General features: G+C 47.9%; 21 protein-coding genes. 16 read left to right on the forward strand and 5 right to left on the reverse strand.

Features of this window, described 5'->3' with window-relative positions; translation table 11 throughout:
• Nucleotides 1-57: 57 nt before the first annotated feature.
• Nucleotides 58-735 (forward strand): hypothetical protein, encoded by a 678-nt coding sequence (locus MHI01_RS20195; protein ID WP_100528222.1) that lies wholly within the window; start codon nt 58-60, stop codon nt 733-735.
• A gap of 76 nt (nt 736-811) precedes the next feature.
• Here the strand turns inward: MHI01_RS20195 and MHI01_RS20200 are convergent, their stop codons facing one another.
• From MHI01_RS20200 to MHI01_RS20210, 3 genes are all read right to left on the reverse strand, one after another.
• Nucleotides 812-1888, reverse strand: a complete 1077-nt coding sequence (locus tag MHI01_RS20200; RefSeq protein WP_076320107.1) for a substrate-binding domain-containing protein — start codon at nt 1886-1888, stop codon at nt 812-814.
• A 140-nt stretch (nt 1889-2028) separates the two neighbouring features.
• Nucleotides 2029-3213, reverse strand: a complete 1185-nt coding sequence (locus MHI01_RS20205; RefSeq protein ID WP_340983965.1) for a glycoside hydrolase family 130 protein — start codon at nt 3211-3213, stop codon at nt 2029-2031.
• The gene (locus MHI01_RS20210; RefSeq protein ID WP_340983966.1) at nt 3210-4400 is read right to left on the reverse strand and encodes an AGE family epimerase/isomerase; all 1191 of its coding nucleotides are present in this window, start codon (nt 4398-4400) and stop codon (nt 3210-3212) included. Before MHI01_RS20210 ends, MHI01_RS20205 begins: the two co-directional genes overlap by 4 nt.
• 452 nt (nt 4401-4852) lie before the next feature.
• On the opposite strand from MHI01_RS20210, the gene MHI01_RS20215 reads away from it, so the two are divergent.
• The 10 genes from MHI01_RS20215 to nikE all read left to right on the forward strand — a co-directional run bounded on the left by MHI01_RS20215 (nt 4853) and on the right by nikE (nt 15802).
• Nucleotides 4853-6166 carry an ABC transporter substrate-binding protein gene (locus tag MHI01_RS20215; RefSeq protein WP_340983967.1) on the forward strand — a complete coding sequence of 438 codons (1314 nt, stop codon included), beginning with the start codon at nt 4853-4855 and terminating at the stop codon, nt 6164-6166.
• Between the two features lie 195 nt (nt 6167-6361).
• Nucleotides 6362-7249 (forward strand): carbohydrate ABC transporter permease, encoded by an 888-nt coding sequence (locus MHI01_RS20220; RefSeq protein WP_340983968.1) that lies wholly within the window; start codon nt 6362-6364, stop codon nt 7247-7249.
• Between the two features lie 2 nt (nt 7250-7251).
• A complete protein-coding gene (locus MHI01_RS20225) occupies nt 7252-8085 on the forward strand; it encodes a carbohydrate ABC transporter permease (protein ID WP_124116727.1) in 834 nt (277 codons plus the stop codon).
• Nucleotides 8086-8314: 229 nt separating this feature from the next.
• Nucleotides 8315-9352, forward strand: a complete 1038-nt coding sequence (locus tag MHI01_RS20230) for a glycoside hydrolase family 130 protein (RefSeq protein WP_340983969.1) — start codon at nt 8315-8317, stop codon at nt 9350-9352.
• 5 nt (nt 9353-9357) lie between these two features.
• Nucleotides 9358-10299 (forward strand): glycoside hydrolase family 113, encoded by a 942-nt coding sequence (locus MHI01_RS20235; RefSeq protein ID WP_340983970.1) that lies wholly within the window; start codon nt 9358-9360, stop codon nt 10297-10299.
• Between the two features lie 258 nt (nt 10300-10557).
• Complete coding sequence (nikA, locus tag MHI01_RS20240; RefSeq protein WP_340983971.1) at nt 10558-12192, forward strand: nickel ABC transporter substrate-binding protein; 1635 nt, start codon at nt 10558-10560, stop codon at nt 12190-12192.
• Between the two features lie 35 nt (nt 12193-12227).
• Nucleotides 12228-13172, forward strand: coding sequence for a nickel ABC transporter permease subunit NikB (gene nikB / locus MHI01_RS20245; protein WP_340983972.1), 945 nt, complete (start codon nt 12228-12230; stop codon nt 13170-13172).
• Nucleotides 13169-13999 carry a nickel ABC transporter permease subunit NikC gene (nikC, locus tag MHI01_RS20250; protein ID WP_340983973.1) on the forward strand — a complete coding sequence of 277 codons (831 nt, stop codon included), beginning with the start codon at nt 13169-13171 and terminating at the stop codon, nt 13997-13999. The genes nikB and nikC overlap by 4 nt, the downstream gene beginning before the upstream one ends.
• A 39-nt stretch (nt 14000-14038) precedes the next feature.
• Nucleotides 14039-14845, forward strand: coding sequence for a nickel import ATP-binding protein NikD (gene nikD / locus MHI01_RS20255; RefSeq protein ID WP_340028127.1), 807 nt, complete (start codon nt 14039-14041; stop codon nt 14843-14845).
• A gap of 156 nt (nt 14846-15001) precedes the next feature.
• Nucleotides 15002-15802 (forward strand): nickel import ATP-binding protein NikE, encoded by an 801-nt coding sequence (gene nikE, locus MHI01_RS20260; RefSeq protein WP_340983974.1) that lies wholly within the window; start codon nt 15002-15004, stop codon nt 15800-15802.
• A gap of 546 nt (nt 15803-16348) precedes the next feature.
• Here nikE and MHI01_RS20265 read toward each other — a convergent pair.
• Both MHI01_RS20265 and MHI01_RS20270 read right to left on the reverse strand, forming a co-directional pair.
• Entirely contained in the window at nt 16349-16927 is a 579-nt protein-coding gene (locus MHI01_RS20265) for an NAD(P)H-dependent oxidoreductase (RefSeq protein ID WP_036671608.1), read from the reverse strand.
• 337 nt (nt 16928-17264) lie between these two features.
• A complete protein-coding gene (locus tag MHI01_RS20270) occupies nt 17265-17855 on the reverse strand; it encodes a TetR/AcrR family transcriptional regulator (protein WP_036671691.1) in 591 nt (196 codons plus the stop codon).
• 163 nt (nt 17856-18018) lie between these two features.
• Between MHI01_RS20270 and MHI01_RS20275 the strand changes: the two genes are divergently transcribed.
• The 5 genes from MHI01_RS20275 (at nt 18019) to abc-f (ending at nt 22809) form a co-directional block, all read left to right on the forward strand.
• On the forward strand, nt 18019-18999 hold the full coding sequence (locus MHI01_RS20275) for a phosphotransferase family protein (RefSeq protein ID WP_340983976.1): 981 nt from the start codon (nt 18019-18021) through the stop codon (nt 18997-18999).
• A gap of 18 nt (nt 19000-19017) precedes the next feature.
• A complete protein-coding gene (locus MHI01_RS20280) occupies nt 19018-20016 on the forward strand; it encodes a glycosyltransferase (protein ID WP_047840852.1) in 999 nt (332 codons plus the stop codon).
• A 53-nt stretch (nt 20017-20069) separates the two neighbouring features.
• Nucleotides 20070-20354, forward strand: coding sequence for a YesK family protein (locus tag MHI01_RS20285; RefSeq protein WP_315372898.1), 285 nt, complete (start codon nt 20070-20072; stop codon nt 20352-20354).
• A gap of 113 nt (nt 20355-20467) precedes the next feature.
• Entirely contained in the window at nt 20468-20629 is a 162-nt protein-coding gene (locus MHI01_RS20290) for a hypothetical protein (RefSeq protein WP_017691697.1), read from the forward strand.
• 98 nt (nt 20630-20727) lie between these two features.
• Nucleotides 20728-22809 carry a ribosomal protection-like ABC-F family protein gene (abc-f, locus tag MHI01_RS20295; RefSeq protein WP_339284686.1) on the forward strand — a complete coding sequence of 694 codons (2082 nt, stop codon included), beginning with the start codon at nt 20728-20730 and terminating at the stop codon, nt 22807-22809.
• Nucleotides 22810-22972 lie beyond the last annotated feature (163 nt).

Genomic DNA, 22972 nt, shown 5'->3' on the forward strand with positions numbered 1-22972 from the left:
TTTACTTACCGGTAAATATAATTTATTAGAATTAACTAATAAGGATGGTGAAGCAGCTTGGATGTATGGATATACTCCGTACTTACGCTTGTTTATTTGATACTTGTTGTTTGGATGGCCGTCGATTTAACCCAGAGGAAGCAATGGCTCGCGTATTCCAGTTTTCAGCTATTTGTAGCATTCAGCTTGGCATATGACAATGGAATTATTGCTATAGGTAATTTGATAGGGGATGGGGAAGTGTTAATGGTCCTCAGTAGCCTTCGATTTTGGCTACATGCCTTTGCTACCCCTACCCTTATTCTTGTTGGCTACCATATCTTGCGCAGCTCAGGTGCCAAGTTTGCCAATAGAAGTATAACGAGTGTGGTGGCATGGCTGATAACTTTAGGTCTGGTTGTCTACCAGATTGTAGGTTTTACTTTATCCGAGGTTAAAAATCTCAAGGTGATAGAAGAGTATGGAGTACTGAGATATATGGCAGAAGGTCATGGAGGTCCGCCGATGATGGTGATCATCGTGGGGATTGTTCTGTTATTTGTTAGCCTGGTCGTTCTTTTCAAACATAAATGGGTTTGGCTGTTTGTTGGAACTGCCTTGTTGTTTGTAGGGCAGTTAATCTCCCTGCCAGTGGAAACCGGTACTTTAACCAATGTGTATGAGCTGATCCTCATCCTCTCGATTTGGAGAACGACTACATTTTTGATGGATTCAACAAATCATCGCCGTCGTTAAGCTCCAATGCATCAGAAAAGACTGGCCAGTAAGATAAAGGCCAGTCATCTGTGTTCGTTTATTTCATTTTTTTAATTCAGATATCCATAGTATCTGATGAGGCAGACACAGTACTCACCGAGTCACGATAGATGATGTTGCCTTTCACGTGTACACGGCCGAAACTGCGGTTTGGGTTGTCGACCTTTTTGAGCATGGACTGAACTGCCGTGCGTGCCATCTGTTCCACATCCACTTCAACAGTTGTGAGCTTGGGATCGGAGAGCATCGCATAGATATCATTATCAAAACCAACAACAGAGCATTGGCCAGGCACCTGAATATCCATTGAAGTCAGTTTTTGAACGAGCAGATGAGCGACCTGATCACAGTTGCATACAAAAGCGGTTGGCAGCTGTTCCGGCAGATCAATCTCAATAAACGTACCCCGTTCATCCCGATCATTCAGAACCAGATCCGGATTCATCGGCAAGCGATGTTCCAGCAAGGATTTGTAGTACCCGAGGAATCGGTCCTGGATACTGCTCGTGGAATACAGGTTACCTACATAAGCAATGTTACGGTGGCCCTGCTGAACCAGATAGTTCGTCAGCTCATAGGCAGCGTAGAAGTTATCAGTAACGACGGAATCGATGTCCGAATGTTCATCGTAGAAGTCGAGAAACATTTTGGGAACTTCCATCGATCGCACCAGTTCAATATACTCTTTGCTGATCTGTCCGAGCACGATGAAACCATCGACCTTGTTATCGCTGTACAGCTTGGGCAGTGTTAATTCCTCCTCATCCTCCACATTCAGAATGTGCAGAATGCCGTAGTAGCCCTGTTCCTCCAGATGTTTGGTGATGCGCTGGAACACGCGTACATAGAACGACTGCGTAGGCCCAGTAAAACGCTCCGGGATAATTACGCCAATATTATGGGTTAAGCCTTCCTTCATGGAACGGGCAGCGGCATTATACCGATAGCCCATTTCAACAGCAAGCACTTTAATTTTTTCCTTTAATTCGCCACTCACGCCATCTTTATCATTCAATGCTTTCGAGACGGTCACACTGCTGACCCCGAGCCTGTCGGCGATATCCCGCATGGTGATATTGTTCTTCAGTATGGTCGCCTCCTTCAAGCCGGTATAGGCACAATGTGCTGTCATTATGATGAGTGTTTTCTCCGCACATAATAACAATCCATATCAGTATACATCGTTACCCACTTGGAATAAAGCAATTCTGGCTGTTGTTTCGCTAATTTTCAGCACATTGCAGGTTTCCCTGAGAGGACGCTCTACCGATGTTACGTTAATTGTTTCTGTAAAAGCTTCTCATTCTGTTCAATCAGCTGACCCCGATGGCTGGCACAATCCAGGGAACGATATGGATCACCCGTTGTATTGAACGTATAATCGACTAGTTTTTCCAGCGTAGTTGTTGCCACATGACAGCGGGTATCACTGGATGCGTAATAGATAAAGACCTCGTCATTTTCGTTGACTACAGCACCATTACAGAAAATAACATTGGACACATCGCCTACACGCTCATCGTCATAAGGGGCAATGAAGTGGCCGCCCGGCTTGGCAATAATACGCGCCGGATCATTCAGATCGGTGGCAAAGGTGTATAACACATAACGCAGGCCTGCCGCGGTGTTCCGAACACCGTGAGCAATGTGAATCCAGCCACGATCCGTCTTAAGCGGAGCAGGGCCCTGACCGTTTTTGACCTCATATACCGTATGATATTGCCGTTCGTCGATAATTGTCTCTTCATGAATGACAGGGTTCAAGATATCCTCACACAGACCAAAGGCGATTCCGCCGCCACTGCCTGTTGAGATGAAACCGTCCTGTGGACGGGTGTAGAAGGCATACTTTCCATCCACGAATTCCGGGTGCAATACGACATTGCGCTGTTGAGGGGAATTCGTTGTGATGTTGGGCAACCGTTCCCAGCTTGTGAGATCTCGTGTACGAACCAGTCCTGCCTGTGCAACTGCGCTGGATGTATCAAATGCAGGAGCCTCCGGGTCTTTACGTTCCGAGCAATAGATGCCATAGATCCAGCCATCCTCATGTTGAACAAGGCGCATATCATACTGATTGGTTTCATCCGCATCGATATCTTCCCAGACCAATGGTTTACCCGTGAAACGGAATCCGTCGATACCATTATCGCTCTCGGCGAGCGCGAAGATTGATTTGCGATCCAATCCTTCGGTACGAATAACCATGACGTATTTGCCATTGAAATAGATGGCTCCTGGGTTCAGTGTAGCGTTAATGCCCAGGCGCTCCATGAAATGCGGGTTCGTCGTCTCATCCAGATCGAATCTCCAATGCAGCGGTACATGATGGCGAGTGATAACTGGATATTGGTACCGATCATATACGCCGTTGTAGAAGGAAGAATTGATCTCATTAGGGCGAGTAAGTAGCTGCTCCTGTTTCTCCAGTAACTCCTTGTATTTCGGGTGTATCATTCTGATCCCATCCTCTCCATTAGTTCAATACAGAATCTGCTATTGTGATACGGGCATTTCCACGGTCCGGCAATTTCGCTCTGATCCGGTGTACCGTCCCCGTCAACCGACCAGTACCATTCCCCACCAGCGCGCTGATCAATGATGTTTTCTTTTGTGTAGTCCCACAAGCGTTCCACTCTCTCCAGAAACAATGGATCACCTGTACGCTGATACGCGTTATAGAAACCGACCATCGCCTCGGCCTGAACCCACCAGATTCGCTTCTCATCGATATGTTCACCTTCTTGTTCATTTAACAGGGAACCATCGGCATTCACGGCTACATTGGAGATGTTATAGGCGATATCCGTAACCATCGCTGCATACTCCGGATATTGTTCCATCCCCAGAACTTTCAGTGCTTCGTCGATTAGCCAGCTGGCCTCAATGTCATGTCCGAACGAGCGGAGATCAATGATGGATTCCCACTGTTTGTTGAAAAATACCCCGAGAAACTTGGTGTTTTGGTCATACACCCGTTCATATAGAATTCCGAGCAGGCGTTCCAGCGCCGCCTTCACTTGTTGATCCGGCCACACGCGATAGAGCGTGGTGTAGGCCTCCAGCACATGGATATGCGTATTCATTGTGTAATCCGCAATCACCCCATTTTCGCTCAGCATTTCATTAGGCTGTTCCTTCCATGTGCGATCAAATTGTTCCTTGTACGCAGGTAGTTCGGCATCCAAACCTTTGTCCTCGATTAGAGCAAAAAGCGTTTTCGCAAGTTCCAATGCAGAAGCATCCCCGGTAGCTCGATAGTACTCACTGAGTGAATACACGCCGAATGATTGCGTATACACATGTTTGCTCGTGTCCAGTGCTTCCCCTGTGTAATCTACCATCCAGTACATACCGCCATATTCGGTGTCCATCACATGATCAGTGAGAAACCGATAGGCGTGCTCCGCGTGATCGCGCCATCTTTCGTTTCCGGTAACCCGATAGGCTGCTGCAAAAGACCAAAGTTGCCGTGCCGTGGCGATCCCGCCTTTGGGCGCCTGTTGATTAACCTGAAGATCATTGCCAACCCAGCCGTAGAATCCACCGTGGGTTGTATCTTTAAGGTTGGACCAGAAGGGTAAAATCTGCGTCTCCCAATGCGCCGTAATTTCAGATTGAAGTTCGGTTGTTTTTGTATTCATAAGTGAGCGCTCCTTCAACGTGTTACATAAATCTTAATATATAAATTGAACTAAAGAATATTTACACTGGCCACTCCGATGACAGAATAACCTTCCGATCGCTGTTATCCCCAGATTTTTTTGATTCCCTTTTTCAAAGGTGAAATTCCGGTGATAAAGGCGAAGCAGATGCTTCCGATGCAGCTTTCTTACAGAAAGCTTTTAGCTCCGCTTCTTCAGGTTCTTTCTGTCCTCTACGTTTCGTGTAAATGTTTAATCAATATATATAGTTAAGTTAACGGTAACTTTATTAAATAATATTAGTGCCCTGAAAAACAGATGTCAACGAATTAACTCGCAATTTTTATTGTTAAGTTATAAATAATTTAATTGACAGGTAAACGTTACCATAATAGAATTCATTTTGTAACCTTAACGATAACTTAATTAACTTAAGAGAGGGGTCGAAACAATTGAAAAAAAACAAAGGTTGGATGATGTTGCTGACGATGCTGCTCATCACTTCACTACTTGCTGCATGTTCATCCGGAGGTGGATCTTCGCAGGCAGGGGAGGAGATCAGTACAGATCCGGCAGATATCAAAGGTGAAATAACTGTTCTGACACAACGGACAGATATTGTGGATACCGTGTTCAAAGACTATGCGGCTGAGTTCAACAAGGAATATCCCGATGTGAAAGTAAATTTCCAGGCACTGGCCGACTACGAAGGACAAGTGAAGATCCGTATGAGCACCAAGGATTACGGTGATGTACTGATGATCCCGACCAGTGTTCCGATCGCAGATATCCCGGACTTTTTCGAGCCGCTCGGCACGTACGATGAATTGAAAGACAAATACACCGCCATTGAAGAACGCATGGTGGATGGTCAGGTGTACGGTATTCCTACCGTGATCACGTTCTCAGGAATCATTTATAACAAACAGGTGTTTAAAGAAGCAGGCATTATGGAAGTTCCAAAAACACCGGAGCAATTTCAGGCTGCGCTTCAACTGGTCAAAGACAATACAGATGCGGTTCCGCTCTACACCAACTATGCATCCGGCTGGGCTCTCACCCAATGGGAATCGGATCTGCCAACCGTTGCAGGCAGTGTGGATTACGTTAACGTGGACCAACCGAACACAGATGAGAACTTTGTGCCTGGTCAGCCGCATTATGAACTATATAAAGTGCTCTTTGATGCAGCCAAGAACGGTCTAATCGAGAAAGATCCAACAACAACCGACTGGGAAAGCTCCAAAGCAGATCTTGCCAAAGGCAAAATTGCCACAATGGCACTGGGCTCTTGGGCCATCACACAGATCCAAGGGATGACGGATACCCCGGACGACATTGGATTCTTACCATTCCCAACCAATGCTAGTGAGGTTGTGGTTCCGCTCTCCGCCGACTATAACATCGGCATGAACGTAAACAGTGAGAACAAACCTGCTGCCAAAGCTTGGATTGACTGGTTCCTGGCGAAATCGAACTACGCAGTTGAACAGGGCGGCGGTATGGATGCAGACAAGAATGCTGAATTGCCACCGATTTTGGATCAATATAAAGATGTGAAATTCTCCACGCTTACACCTGCCAAAGAAGGTCAGGAAGGTCTGGTCGACAAGATTGATAACGAAGGCGAAATCGGCCTCTGGCAGCCTGACTTCAAGAAACGCATTATCGAAGCAGGTATTGGGAACCGCAAGGAATCGTATGACGACATCATGAAAGATCTGAACGACAAGTGGGTCAAAGCAAGAGAAGAACTCACGAAATAATTGGATTAACGTAAGTGGATCAGGTGATGAATGGACTGCGGGGATATAGGAATCCATATATGAATGGAGCATGGAATATGTGGTATTTGAAAGCATGGCACCCATGCTCTTCCCCGGCAGTTATTCCGCAGGAATTCCATTGGACGGGAGTCTTTCGATATATAGGCGGGAGAACCGCTTGGAGGTGTGGAGAGCATGAAGTACTTAAAACTTTCGAATTGGGGCTACTCAGCGCAACGCATATTTATTATCTGTGCCTTCTCAATTATTCCGCTGGCGTTGCTGTTCACGTTTGCATACTTACCGGTCATCAACATGTTCAAATACAGTTTCACCGATTGGAACGGATACAGTAAAAGGTTCGATTATGTTGGCTTTGAGAACTACACGCGCATATTCAGTGATCCCGAATACTTCAAAGTATTTATTGTCAGCTTGTATTACTTCGTGGCTACGTTCTTACAGATGGGCTTGGCGCTTTACTTTGCCACCATTCTGAGTTTCAAAGTTCGAGGCAAAAACTTCTTCAAAGGCATACTGTTTTTCCCTTATTTGCTGAATGGGGTAGCCATCGGTTTTATCTTCCTCTTTTTCTTCAAACCGGACGGTACACTCGATATGCTCATGCATGCTGTAGGGCTGGGACAATACACGCAGCTCTGGCTCGGTAATCCGAATATTATCAACGTGTCACTCGCAGGTGCATCAGTATGGAGATACATGGGCTTCAACTTTATCATTTTCCTGGGTGCAATCTCTTCCATTCCGAAGGATGTGTATGAAGCATCCGATATTGATGGCGCCAATCGCTGGCAGCAATTCCGCCACATCATCCTGCCAAGCATTACACGTATCCTGCAGCTCAACCTGATCTTGGCGATTAGCGGCGCAATTAGTGCGTTCGATATTCCATATATCATGACCGATGGTTCCAACGGCAGTATGACATTTGTAATCCAGACGGTTCATTTGGCGTTTAAATATGGCAAGCTGGGACTGGCATCCGCCATGGCTGTGGTGCTGCTCTTGATCGTTATTCTCGTTACGCTTGTGCAGCGCATCACCATGAAAGGGGAGGGATAAACGTGACACAACTCAAATACACCCTTGCGAGCGTGGTTAAATATGCTTCCCTGGTGCTTGCGGCGTTTATCGCGCTGTTACCGATCGTGGTCATCCTGTTTGCATCTCTCAAAACGAATGCGGAATACGCTACCAGCAGCCCGCTTGCTCCACCAGCCAACTGGCTGAATTTTGCGAACTATACGAAGGCCTTTGTGGATGGCAACATGCTGGTTGGTTTTAAAAATACAATTATTATCCTGGTCATCTCTATTATCGGTGCAACCTTAACGGGTTCCATGATCGCGTATGTGCTGGATCGGTTCAAATTCAAGGGCAAGAAAATTATGGTCGCGGCATTCCTGCTCGCTACCCTGATTCCAAGTGTTACAACACAGGTCGCCACATTCCAGATCATCAACGCGCTCGACCTGTTTAACACACGCTGGGCGGCCATCGTGATGTACCTGGGTACAGATATCATCGCGGTTTATATCTTCCTGCAGTTCCTTGGCTCCATCTCAAGTGCACTGGATGAATCCGCCATGCTGGACGGCGCGTCGTACTTCACGATCTACTGGAAAATCATTCTGCCACTGCTGAAACCGGCCATTGTAACGGTCATTATCGTGAAGGGTGTGAACATCTATAACGACTTCTACACACCGTTCCTGTATATGCCAAAGACCGATCTACAGGTCATATCCACCGCCTTGTTCAAATTCAAGGGACCGTTCGGATCGCAGTGGGAGGTCATCAGCGCCGGCATCATGATCGCCATTATTCCAACGATGATCATCTTCCTGCTGTTACAGAAGTACATCTACAATGGCTTCGCGCAAGGCTCAGTTAAATAAAAAAACGAAAGGCTATATGAAATGCATATGAGAATACACAGGAACGAAGAGGACAGAAAAAAGCTGGAGAAACGGAGTGTTCGCATTTATAACCGGATTTTTCCCTTTTATAAGGGGATCAAAAAAATCTGGGGATAACGGCGATCGGAAGGTTGTTCTGTCATCAAAGTGGTCTAGTGCAATTTTAAGTATTCATTTCATAAAGCCTAACCGAAGGGAGAAATGAAAAATGTCAGTTGCTGAAACAGAAAACGTACACATTGTTGGGGACGCTTTGCCGAATATGCCTTGGGAGAACAAACCGGAGGGAACGGAAGGCCCGGTATGGAGACATTCGGCGAACCCGGTGGTTCCGCGTAATCCGGTCAAAGGCATTGCCCGCATTTTCAACAGTGCTGTTGTACCATATGAAGGAAAATTCATTGGTGTATTCCGCGCCGAAACCGTTAATGGACGTCCACACCTTCACATGGGCGCAAGCGAAGATGGTCTGGAGTGGACAATTGAAGAGGAACGCATTGCATTTGTAGATGAAAATGGCGATCCGTTTATGCCGAACTATGCGTACGATCCACGTTTGGTCAAAGTCGAGGACACGTATTACATCATCTGGTGTACAGACTTCTACGGCGCAGCACTGGGCCTGGCCAAAACAGATGACTTCAAAACATTTATCCGCCTCGAAAATCCAATGCTGCCGTTTAACCGTAATGGCGTGTTATTCCCACGCAAAATCAACGATAACTATGTGATGTTGTCCAGACCGAGTGACAGTGGACATACTCCATTCGGGGACATCTTCCTGAGTGAAAGCCCGGATCTCGTGTATTGGGGCAAGCATCGTCATGTGATGAGCAAGGGCGGCCAAGGCTGGTGGCAATCGGTCAAAATTGGCGGCGGGCCTGCTCCGATCGAAACGTCCGAAGGCTGGCTGATGTTCTACCATGGCGTCACTGGGACCTGTAATGGTTTTGTCTATAGCATGGGTGCGGTCATTCTGGATCTGGATGAGCCCTCCAAAGTAAAATATCGTTCCTCCAACTTTGTGCTGACACCGGAAAAATGGTACGAAGAACAAGGTTTCGTTGATAACGTCATCTTCCCGTGTGCAACACTGCATGATGCCGAGACCGGACGTATCGCTATCTATTACGGCGCCGCCGACACGTATGTGGGCGTGGCTTACACAACCATCGAAGAGATCGTGAACTATGTGATCGAGACGGATGAAGTTATTGCCGGAGATCATGAAGAGGGCAAGCTGTAATGCATATGGATTATATCAAGGGATTTACATTTGGCTGGATGAGTGGCAAGGGTGACTTCCGTAAGCCGGAAGCCAAAGAATCTTTGCGCCTGATGGCAGAACGTACAGGCAGTTCTCATGTTATTTTTGCACTGGCGGCACATCAGGATCATCCGCAGGCGGTAGAGGTCAAGTATCGGGGCACACATCTGGTGGAGGATGATGAACTGGTGGACATGATTCGTTATGCCCGTACACTCGGGCTGCGTGTCATTCTGAAGCCCACCGTCAACTGCACCGATGGCACATGGCGTGCACATATTAACTTTTTTGATATCGATGTGCCTTGTGAGCCGAAGTGGAAGGATTGGTTCCGCAGCTATACGGCATTTCAGAAGCATTATGCAACGATTGCAGAGCAGGAAAAGTGTGAGATGTTCATCGTAGGCTGTGAGATGGTGCAATCCGAGCGTCGGGATGAAGAGTGGCGCGAGGTGATCGCCGGTGTGCGTGAAGTGTACACAGGACTGGTGTCGTACAACACGGATAAATATCAGGAAGGTCATGTGAAATGGTGGGATGCCGTTGACGTCATCTCTTCCAGTGGTTATTATCCCATCGGAGATTGGGAGGCGCAACTGGATCGTATTGAACAGGTGATTGCTCCCTATGGCAAACCCTTTTTCTTTGCGGAAGCAGGTTGTCCCAGCCGCAGTGGATCAGCCCAGGTACCGAACGATTGGGGACTGGAAGGCGAAGTGAGCGCGGAGGAACAAGAGCATTTCTATGAGACCATGTTCCGGCATGTTAGTCAGCGTGACTGGGTACGCGGATTCGGTCTATGGGATTGGAGCGCACATCTGCATGCGGAGAAGGAGGCGCTGACCGATGATGGATATGGTGTTTACGGCAAGCCAGCGGAGCAGGTGATTCGTCGGTTCTATGAGGGCATCGCTGTAGACGTTTAAAATGAGAAACAAGAAGGCGTATGTGAAGATGGATTTCAGTGATATATCTCCATATGTACTATGGTGGAGCTTATTTTTTTAGTTGTAATTCACATTCATGTCAAGAAGCCTTTCCTCCCATAGGAAAGGTTTTTTGGCTATTTTAGTAACAACACATACCATGTCGAATTTTGTTGACAAAAGGAGGGCTCCTGCCTATTCTTAATGGATGAATATGATAATCATTATCATAAAATAGAGAAAAGGGGTTCAACATTCATGTCTGTACAACATCGCAAATCTTCGGCCCTCACGTTGGCAACTATGCTCTTGTTGTTATTCGTTATTGTGGGTTGCAGCAATACAGGAAGTGGAGATGAATCCTCATCTGCTGCTTCGGATCAAACATCTACGAAGTCGATTACGATGTCATGGCCACGTGATATCGGTACAATGAATCCGCACACGTACAATCCTTCGCAATTATTTGCCCAATCCATGCTCTATGAGCCACTGATCAGTTACCAGAAGGACGGAAAACTGGAACCTGCGCTGGCAGAATCATGGACCATCTCCGATGACGGCAAAGTATATACATTTAAGCTTCGCCAAGGTGTGAAATTCTCAGATGGTACGCCATTTAATGCTGAGATTGTGAAAAAGAATTTTGACGCTGTGATGAAAAATAAAGCTACACATAGCTGGCTGGGCATTGTAGGTGTGCTCGACAAGACAGAGGTTGTGGACGACCACACGTTCCGTATGACACTCACAGAGCCGTACTATCCTGTTCTTCAGGATTTGTCTGTGGTTCGTCCTTTCCGCTTCCTGGGTGAAGCCGGATTCCCGGATGACGGAGATACATCCGAAGGCATCAAAGAGCCAGTTGGAACGGGCCCGTGGATGCTGGCTGATTACAAGCAGGACGAATATGCTGTTTTCAAACGCAACCCGAATTATTGGGGAACCGCACCGAAGGTGGATCAGATTACGGTTAAGATCATCCCTGATGCAGAAACCCGCGTGCTTGCTTTTGAAAAAGGTGATCTCGACCTGATCTATGGTGAAGGTATGATCAGTCTGGATGCGTTCCAACAGCTTCGTGACAACGATAAATATGTGAGTCAGCTGTCTGATCCGGTAGGTACGCGAGATCTGCTGCTGAATTCCTCCAATCCGAAGCTGTCTGATCTCAGAGTGCGGATGGCGCTCCAGCAAGGATTTAACAAAAAAGCGATGGTGGAAGGCATCACTCTGGGTCTGGAAGAACCGGCAGATACGGCACTATCCAAAAACTACCCATACACCAATGTTGACCTGAAACCGATCGAATATAACGTGGAACAATCCAAAGCTTTATTGGATGAAGCGGGTTGGAAGATGCCTGCGAATGGTAGCGTTCGTGAGAAAGACGGACAACAGCTTGAATTCGAAATGATTTTTGACAAGACGGACCCGATTCAGAAAGCGATGGCTGAGACCATTCAGGCGGAATGGAGCGAGCTTGGGGTTAAGGTAAACCTCACTGGGCTAGAACTGACGGTACAGATCAAACGTTTGAAAGCCAATGATTTTGACCTGTATTTCTGGTACAACTATGGTGCTCCGTATGATCCACATTCCTTCATTAACGTTGTAGCGAGCCCTGGATTTGGTATCTCTGAGACGCTCAGTGCCTTGCCGATGAAAAAGGAACTGGACGAGCAGGTACATGCCGCACTATCATCAACAGATGAGACGAAACGTCAGGAGCTGTATGGCTCTATCCTGACAACACTCCAGGAACAATCGGCGATTGTCCCCATCTCGTATGTTAAGAAAACGGCGGTATATCAGAAGAAAATTTCCAACTTTATTTTCCCGGCGAACCGTGATGAGAATCCGTTTGTAGGCATTGAATTGGGCAACCAATAATGATCCATGTAGCTTGATAAAAGGGAGGAAGTTTGTTGATCAGTTATATCGGGAAACGAATGATCGCGATCATTCCTATCGTTTTTATCGCTACACTCGTTACCTTTGCGCTTATTCATATTTCACCAGTTGATCCGGCCGAGGCTTATCTGACAGCCGCTCATATCTATCCAACACCGGAGCTGCTTGCGCAAAAGCGGCATGAGTTCGGTCTGGATCAGCCTTTATTAACCCAGTATGTGCATACGATTCAGAAGATTGCCAAGCTCGACTTTGGCACCTCATATCTCACCAACAAACCCGTATGGGATGAAGTGAAACTAAGGCTTCCTGCTACGGCTGAACTAGCCTTCTGGAGTATGCTGTTATCCGCTTTGGTGAGTATTCCATTGGGAATACTGGCCGCGGTGTATAAGAATAGCTGGATTGACATGGTCAGCCGTGCGATTTCCTATTTTGGAGCATCTATTCCGCAATTCTGGCTCGGTTACTTGCTGATCTTCTTTTTCTCGGTGAAGCTGGACTGGCTACCTGTGGAGGGGCGTGGATCGTGGGAGAATCTGGTTCTGCCTACGATTACTCTCTCCTTGATTCTTATTGCGGTCTACACCCGATTGTTACGTTCCAGTGTACTGGAGCAATTGCAGGAGACATATGTACAGTATGCGAGAACACGCGGGATTCGCGAAAGAGTGATTATGCTCAAGCATGTCCTGAAAATCGCCATATCGCCCCTTATTACAGGAATGGGGATGAGTATGGGCAAGCTGCTCACAGGCACCATTATTGTAGAGCAGGTGTTTTCCTGGCCTGGGTTCGGACGTTATTTTGTCGATGCGATATTTAATCGGGATATTCCCGTTATTCAATGTTATGTCTTCCTGGCGGCCTGCCTGTTCATCGTATGCAATCTGCTCGTTGATCTGGTGCAGCTCGTTATGGACCCACGGATTTCAGCGAAAGGACGGGCAGAACATTGATAAACAAATGGCGTGCGGTATTTAAAGGGCAGAGAGCCATCCAGATCTGCTCGGTGATCATATTGCTTTTCTTCGTGATCGCGTTATTAGCCCCATGGATTGCTCCTCATGACCCGGTGAAGGTGAATCTGTTGCAGAAGCTGGCGAGTCCATCGCTTGAGCATTGGCTCGGAACGGATCATCTGGGACGCGACAATCTCACTAGGCTGATGTATGGAGCGAGAGTGTCGCTTGGATTTGCTACCCTGATCTTCCTGTCATCTTTGCTCATAGGTGTCATTGTAGGTTCAATCTCCGGTTACCTTGGTGGTTGGGTGGACAGTCTGTTGATGCGCTTGTGTGAAGGCATTATGGCGTTTCCGAATCTGGTGCTGGTGCTCGGTATTGTAGGGATCTTTGGTCCAGGTTTGATGCAGGTGCTTCTAGCACTCATGATGGTGCAGTGGGTGTATTATGCACGTATCTGCCGGAACATGGTCGTTAGTCTGAAAGAACGGAACTTCATCGCAGCGGCGCGGATTAGCGGCTCCTCTTCGTGGACGATTATTCGGAAACATATCATCCCCAACGTGCAGCGTCCGATCGTTGTGATGGGTACTCTGGAGATGGGGTGGGCGATTATGGATATATCTGCTCTGTCTTTCCTGGGACTTGGTATTCAACCACCGAATGCAGAATGGGGCGCTATGATTCATGAGGGGACAGGTTATATTCGCAGTCATCCGGAGTTGATGATCTACCCGGGGGCATTGATTCTGCTCGTAGTCATTACGTTCAACATTTTGGGAGAAGCGTTATCCGGGCGTTATGGCATTGCAAAAAGGTAGTGGTTCGGAATCGAAGGCATATGAGGGGTGAACGTAACGATGGATGATGCAGCGAAGGTACTCGAAGTTCGTGGTCTGCAAGTGAATCTAAGAACAGCGGAGGGTTCAGTCCCGTTACTGGAGCCCATTGATTTTGAATTAAAAAAAGGTCGTGTCTTCGGTCTCGTCGGTGAGAGTGGCAGCGGTAAGACCGTTACATGTAACGCGTTGCTCCATCTGCTTGATCCGCGCAGGATGGAAGTGTCGGGTAGCATCCACCTGAATGGACGGGAGCTTGGCTCGTTGTCAGGTGAGGAGATGCGGCGCATCCGCGGCAAGGAAATCGGATTTATTATGCAGAATCCGATGAATGCTTTTACACCCGTATATACGATTGGATCTCAATTCATTGAAACCTTGCGTACGCATACGGGAATGTCCAAAGCAGCTGCCAGGGAGCGGGCCATTGCTGCCTTGGCAGATATGAACTTACCCGAACCAGCTAAACTGATGAAGCGATATCCCTTCCAACTGAGTGGCGGTATGTTGCAGCGTGTGATGATCGCCATATCGATGTGCCTGCGACCGGCTTTGGTTATTGCTGATGAACCAACGACGGCACTGGATGTCGTGAATCAGTTCAAGGTGCTTCAGGAATTGGATCGGCTACGTACGGAGTATGGCACATCCATCTTGCTCATCTCCCACGATCTGGGCGTGATCTCGCAAATGGCGGATGAAGTCGCGGTTATGCAGAAGGGGCGAATTGTGGAGCAGGCAGATGTGTACCAACTGTTCGATCACCCGCAGCATGAGTATACCCGGATGTTGTTAAATGCCAGACCCAGTATGTCTTTGGGACGATAGCGAATGACAGATGTGATGAAGCGTTCAGTGAGTGTGTAGATCGGGTATGAACTGTATTTTGAGTGGGTAGCGGAGGGGTGGAATGAACATGGTGATGTTTAAATTCGGCTTCTTCGGAGATTGCTTCTGCCAAGTACAAGAGAGGAGGATGACCTGATGCTTCAGGTACGTGGAGTAAGCCATAGCTATGGCAAACGCAACTGGCTGGATCGTTCGGGAGCGCGTCCTCCTGTGCTGGCAGATATCTCACTTACGATCGAAAAGGGTGTGTGTCTGGGGCTCCTGGGTACGAGCGGGGCAGGTAAAAGTACCTTGGGTAAAATCATTCTTGGTCTGGAGAAGCCCAGCCAGGGTCAGGTTTTATTTCAGGGTCAGGATATCTATCGATCCAGCAAACCCGTGCTTAAGGGATTACGGCGCGATCTGCAGGTCGTGTTCCAGGACTGTTATTCGGCTGTGAATCCACTCATGACTGCCGCGCAGATCATCGGTGAGCCACTGGATAATTACGAGCGATTTTCGGCAAAAGAACAACTTCGTGTGGTCGGACAACTGCTTGAGCAGGTTGGGCTTACACCTGAGGATGGGAGCAAGCTTCCGCACCAGTTCAGCGGTGGGCAATTACAGCGAGTTAACATCGCACGAGCCATTGCGCTCAAGCCAAAGTTAATCGTACTGGACGAGTCGATCAGCAGCCTGGATATGGTGCACCAGACGCAAATCCTATCCTTACTGGGAGAGTTAAGAGCATCCTACGGGTTGTCTTACCTTTTTATCACACATGACATTCGAGCTGCCATGACGATCTGTGACCGCATTGCCGTGATGGATCAGGGAAAGCTGGTATATAGCGGTGATGCCGGGGATTCGGTAATGCAGTCTGATCATCCGGCTGTGCAGCAGTTGGTTACAGCTATTTTGCCTGAGCATCCATCAGGTCGTATTTCGTTTAGGTAATGCGTTGTTTGTATTTGTAGATGGCTGTTCATTGGGGCGCTAACCATGGTCGTTTCCATTGCATTACTGATGCGAAGTCGACTTTCCAAAGGCGGGTGATTGGCATATCAAGCTGACCTGTAGTGCAGATTTGTCTCTCTAAGTGCAGGTCGCTAACGAACCGAGTCAGTGTTAAATGGCGATTTAGCGTGGAATGCAAAATGTAACGAACCTCAGTGAAGTTATTCCGGTGCAAACTAGTTTAAAATCATTAAATGATACACAGATCGAGGAAATAACGCGTCTACGATTCGTTAGATCATAATGAATGCTAAAAGGGTTGTCCCCTACGTCTTGAACAAGACGTAGGGGACAACCCTTTTTTGTAACTGGGAATAGGCACATTTCTGCTTTCTGTTATAAGTCAGACTATAATTACAATTGTGCCACTTGCAGATTACAGGACTACCTTCAAATTGCGCGTATCCACAGATTTTTGATTTAACTTACAACGTGAAAATCTGGAGAGAAGTATATACTTCCCATGAGGCTTTCTTGCAGAAATCTTTACCCCATCTTCCGCCCAAGCTGCTCAATCTTATCAAGCCAATTCTTTCTCTGTTCATCTGACTTTTTACCAACTTGATCTACAGGTGTTATCCGCACAGGTTTGATGCCAGTCAGTGCAAATGTGGAGATTTTCATCATTTTATGCGCAGGCTCACCTTGGAACCATTTGAAGTACCAGCTTGGACCATCCATCGTGGTGATCATGCGAGCGGTGCGGCCTTTGAGCAGTTGATCCGGGAAAGGTTTTCCTTTTTGATACTTGAAGGCGTAACCTGGCATGAAGATTCGGTCAACGAAACCTTTCAACAGGGCAGGCGGTCCTCCCCACCAGATTGGGAATACCCATACAAGATGCTCAGCCCACTTAATCGCTTCTTGAGCTTGTAGCAAATCTGGTTCAAGTGGAAGTTTATTACGATATCCTCCCTCCAGATTCATGTTGAACGCCAACTCGTTCAGGGTGATCATGCGGACGTCGGCACCCGCCTGCACCGCACCTTTACGGTAAGCTTCGGCTAGTGCGCCGTTGTAACTGGGGGAGACGGGATTGCCTTGAATAATTAATATTTTTTTCATGGAAGATGACACGTCCTGACTATTTTAGTTAATGAACACTAACCTCATGTGCAAAAAGAAAAGGTCACGTGTGACCCGGTAATCCATTCTTATATCCTAATGGTATGCTGACGATTCTCTTTTAGAAGTTGTTCAAAGAGTCCGCTTTTGATTACAAATCATGCCTAGCGGCATCATCAGCATCGAAGATGGGATTCAGCTGAAATAAGCGGAAACTTACGAAGGTTGTTTCCTTCGGAAACTTACGAAGGTTGTTTCCTTCGGAAACAATGTAGTTGCTCACGTCGTTTTCCCTACGCTCCGCTAATCCATTTCTAGCTTCATCCCATCTCCATTGTTACTCCTGGGGTACCTGCCCTAACATCGATGCAAGTCTGTGAACCGTTTCCCCCGTATAAGGTACCAACAGCTCCGGTAGTTCACCTTGCATACTGGAGACCGCCATACGTGTAATTGCACCGATCACCAGCACGGCTGTGAGCCGTGAATCCTGCTGAGGCAGTTCGCCCCGCATCATTCCCTGATCGATCAGATCCATTAACGCATCCAATGGCTGACGGTAATCCTCGCTGCTTCCGGCTTCAATGAATATTTCATGATTCTGTGAAATCAGCAGCAGTCCGTAGGGATCTTCATCATGCAGATGGAGAACCTCGGTAACCAGTTGCTTGAAGCGTTCCAACACGGGACCTTCCTGTCGAACATACCCATCAATTAGTGCAGTATAGTCGACACAGTATTGGGTGAAGGCTTCCAGGGCAACGGCATCTTTGTTTTTAAAATGTTTGTAGATCGCCGCATCGGTTACTCCGGCGGCGTCACCGATCTCTTTGACGGATATGCCGTCAACGCCTTTGGTTGCGAACAAGCGCATCGCCGCTTGTAGGATATCTTTCTTTTTGCTATCCACATGAGATTTGTTCTTCATGATTGTATAGTAAGTGATTACTAACCAAAATGCAATAAGCAATTTTGAAACTCTGAATTGAGACACTGAATAAGCGCTTACGACCAAAGCTTGCAGGCTTGTGAGCGGCAACGTATGATGAATAGAAATCAACATCGGAGTAGCAGGCAGAACGAAATGGATGGTGGGTAGCGTGAACGAAGAGTTGGATGCATACAGCTGGGTGACGCCCGAAGGAATGCTGAATGATCACTATATAACAAGCCGTGAACAGTTGTATAAAGGAATGAACGGACGATATGTGGAGCGATTCACTGTTCCTAGCGGTGAAAGTTATATTTTCAAACCACTGACGAATCCTGCGCAGCATGGACGGGAACGATGGATGTACAAGCGTGTGATGTCTGGTCTACCTCCAATCTATCCGCAACTCATTGCAGCGTCGGATCTTACCATTGCTCCAGCACAGAGCTGGATGATCTACGAGGATCTGGGGCAACTGGTGCATGATTTGCAAGAAGCGACGATGCTCGGTGTAGCGGTACAGATGGCGGCGTGGCATGCATTGCCTGTTACGGATTGGAGTGAGCTGCCTCGCGTGGGCCAGAAACCGTCTATTCGCACAATATTGGATGAGTTGCAAATGCACAGACAATCTACGGATGACCTGTTGTCCAGACTGGATATGGGGTTGTCTTCATCGGATTGGGACAAGATTACCACGTTGATCGTCACAGCTGAGGAGCAACTTCCAACCGTTTTGTGTCACGGAGACCTGCATCCCGGTAACATGGCTGAGGTGGACGGCAGACTGGTCATCTTGGACTGGGAGCATGCCCATCTGAATACGCCACTGTGGGATATATATCATCTGGTGGATCTCTCGCATCCACTGTTTCCCAGAACGGTTACGCCTGCATTGCGAGAGCGGGTAATGAATATTTATCTAGACAAACTGGGGAGCCTGGGCGTGCAGATTGAACGGGTTTCTTTTGCAGAATGGTACGACGCTTATGCTATTGTATTCTCACTCTGGATGCTGCGTTTGATTGATGGTGACCTGAGAAGTGAGGGATGTGTGTGGCCGGAGGAACAGTTGCGTAACCAGTGGCATGAGACGGCAGCAACGCTTGAACAGTGTATGAAGCACATGGATGAGGAATAGAAATGAGGGGTGAGAAGCTTGCGTAAAGTCGGACTTGTTATGCGTAAAATTCAATTCACGGAAGCTCAGGGGCCACGCGTATTTGCGGATCGGCTGAAGCAGATTGGTCTGGAGCTGGGTGTGGATATTGTGTTCATCTCGCCGGAGCGTCATGTCAGCGGATACGACTGGTTGCCGGGTTATGAGCATGAGAAAGGTGACCTGGTGAACTACGATATCGTGCTGGACCAGATTCATAGCCAAAATATAGAGCATGTCATCTACACCGTATCCGGGTTTACGTTCTTGAAGATGTTTTTACCGAAGAGTGTATTGTTTCCGCATAGTTTCCCTGATCCCGCACTGACGGGATATGAGATGATGAAGCCATTTTATACGATGGTGGATAAAGCAATTGTACAGACGGAGTTTTTGAAAACAGAGCTGGGTCGCAATTTCGGTGTACATGACGTGAATGTTATTCCGATTGGCTTTAGCGAAGAGCTGGCGAACCGGCACTATGATCCGAGCCAGGTTGTGCATAATCGGGTGCTCTGGATCGGTCGGGATGAGGCGAACCGTCGTCCGGATCTAGTTTTGGAATATGCTCGGCAGAACCCGGACAAGGAAGTATATATGGTGTTTGGCGGTGTACGCTATAAGGAAACCATGAAGAAGTACGACATTCCTTCCAACGTGAAGCTGAAGTTTGCGCTCACGCAGGATGAGATATTTACGTTGATGAACTCATCCAAGGTGTATTGGAACTGTTCGGCCTTTGATACGTTTGCGATGCCGCTGACGGAAGCGATGGCGATGGGCAAAATGGTCGTGAAACCGGAGCATGCTTGCTACGGTCACATTCGATCCACGCATGCATTTGCAGGCAACGAGGATAACTGGTTTGAACTGGTGAACATGGCTGCGGCTGCGCCGCGCAGTGTGTCAGAAGACAACCGGGAGTATGCGTTTGGTGCTTTTTCGCGCACGAAAATGAAAGAAGGGTACCGGAACTTTTTCTCGGATTGGTTGAAGTAACGTAAGGTCTGTAACAAAGGGCTTAATCCATCCAGCAACAGGAGGGGAACCTTATGGAAATACTGATCTTGTGGACATTGGGAATGTGGGCGGTGCTACTGCTGATTGAATGGTTTATCTACCGGTTGCAAGGACGCCGAATGACGTGGGTACAATATATATTGCCATGTGTGGCCTTGCTCGGCGGTGCCGTTGTAATCATGATCAGCATCGATATTGGCGGGTGGAACGGTATCGGATATGCCCTGCTCGGCGCATCACTGGGTACCTCGGGAATGTTAACACTTATTACGGTGGCGATCAGGGATGTAATGCTTCGGCGACGGGGCAGGAATTAAGCGTAAGAATGAAACTACTGTACAGTATGATTGAATTGGGCAAAGGAATGGTTGCGGAAACGCATTCGTCTGTGATATATTGACATTAATTATGACAAGGGAGGTGAAGACAGGTGAATCACGAGATGCTTAACAACCGTATTAGCCAGCTGCCGATTGCTATGGCTGGCATTGTTCATACTTTTCTGACCAACGGGAGAAGTCTGTCCAATTTTGAATATACGGAAGTTAACATTTGCGAGAAGATGCCTGCCTTGACCTCATTCGGACGATAAGCGATATTGCTTGAATTCTGAAGGGCCGCGGAGCTAACCTCCTGCGGCTCTTTTTGTGTTGCGGTCAGGATCTTCCATACCATAGGAGGAACCTTATTATGATAATGATTAGCGCGCAACAACTGACTCAATACCACGGAGCACATCTGGTGCTGGACGGCATTACGTTTGAAATTATGGAAGGTGACAAGGTCGCCCTGATTGGCCGCAACGGAAGCGGCAAGACCACACTTATGCGCCTGATGGCAAGACTGAACAAGCCGGATGAAGGGCAATTGATGATCAAGAAAGATACACGAATGGGATATGTGGCTCAGGTTCCAGAAGGATTGGATGACCATACCGTACTGGATGTACTGAGTCTTGGATTCAAGGAGCTTATGATATGTCGCACGCAAATGAAGGAAATGGAGCAACAGATGTCCGATCCGGCATGTGCAGCAGACCCTATTCAATTGGAGCGCCTACTGAAACGCTACGCGGCACTGCAAGACCAGTTCGAGCGTGAGGGTGGATACGAAATGGATGCCCGGATCGATCAGGTGGCGGACGGTTTGGATATCGCCAAGGCACACTATGGTTGGCGCTTTGGTTCCCTGTCTGGTGGGGAGCAGACTCGGGTGGTTCTGGCTTCACAGCTAATCGTAAGACCCGACCTGTTATTGCTGGATGAGCCGACAAACCATCTTGATCTGGAGCGGGTTGAGTGGCTGGAAGGATTTTTACGAGAATATCCCGGCACCATTGTCCTGATCTCGCATGATCGCTATTTTCTGGATCGGGTCGTGAATCGAACACTGGAGCTGGAGGATGGAGAAGCGGAAACATCTGCTGGCGGTTATACGGAATATATGAAAGTGAAGGAACAACGGCTGTTGCAGCAATTCGAGGAGTTCAAGGAGCAGCAGAAGGTTATCAAAAAAATGAAAGAAACGATCCGCCAGTTAGAGGAGTGGGGCCGAGTTGGTGGGAATGAAAAGTTCTTCAGACGGGCGGCTTCTATGCGTAAAGCCATCGAGCGGATGGAACAGGTGAAGCGTCCTGTACTAGAGCGCCGAAATGCCGAGTTCGATGTGCGTCCTACGGATCGAACGGGTAAACGGGTAGCGGTATTGGAACAGGTCGAGAAGAGCTATGGTGAGCGTGAAATCCTGCACGGGGTCTCGGGTCTGCTGGAATATGGAGATAAAATTGCACTCATTGGCCGCAATGGCTCCGGCAAGACGACCCTGTTCAAGCTGTTGCTTGGTGACGAGCAACCCAATGCGGGCAAGCTGGAGTGGGGGGCGCGTGTGGATGTCGGGTATCTGGCTCAACAGGAGGAACCTACGAATCCAAAGCTGAATGTACTCGAATACTTCCGTCTAGAAGCAGGCGTGGAAGAGGGAGAGGCTCGCGGAATTCTGGCACGATATTTGTTCTATGGAGCGGATGTATTCCGCTCTGTCGGGCAATTATCTGGCGGGGAATGGACGCGTCTGCGGCTAGCTCTTCTGGTGCAACGTAAACCCAATGTACTGCTGCTCGATGAGCCAACCAACCATCTGGATATCGCATCCAGAGAAGCGCTGGAAGAGTCCTTGGTTGATTTTGAAGGAACTGTACTTGCCATCTCGCATGATCGGTACTTCGTCAATCGCCTCGCTTCCCGTGTCTGGGAACTGGAGGACGGTCAGATGACCGCTTATCTGGGAGACTATGAGGCGTATCGTGAGAAGAAGCTTGATTTGCAAGCTCGTGCGGCGGCGACAACTCAGGCTACAGCAGGCGTGGGCGTTTCTTCTCGTGGGAACACCAAGTCAGAGATGAAGTCAGGTTTAACGTCCGCGCCCGGCGGGACTGCCAGATCAGGGAAGAAGCCAGGAGCAACCTCGACAATGAACGGATCCACTGTTGTAGCTGCCGGTGGAAGTCATGATCATAAAGCTTCTACTGAATCAGGTAAGGCGTTAACTCCTTCGGCAGCAACTGCATCGAAACATAGAAGTGGCAGTGGCAACCAACAATCTGCGGAGAAGCTGGAACAGACGTTGGCTCGTCTTGAGGCAGAGATTCAGGTACTGGATCAACAGTTGGAAATGGTGCAGAACAATCCGATTGAACTGGAACAAATCTGGAATGATCGCGAGCAATTGTCCGCTGAATATAATGATGTATTGGCACAGTGGGCTGAGTTATAAGTCAGAATGGCATGAGCATAAGATTAAAAAAGTGCGGTCGGAGAGTCTTCTCCGGCCTTTTTGAACTGGATTACATACCAAAAGTAGAAAACAGTATGTTATTTCCTGCTTCGTTAATCGGAGAACGAAGGTAGCCAACATGTTCTTTATTACATGTCATGGT

The organism is Paenibacillus sp. FSL M7-0656, assembly GCF_038003225.1.
Lineage (GTDB): Bacteria > Bacillota > Bacilli > Paenibacillales > Paenibacillaceae > Paenibacillus > Paenibacillus amylolyticus.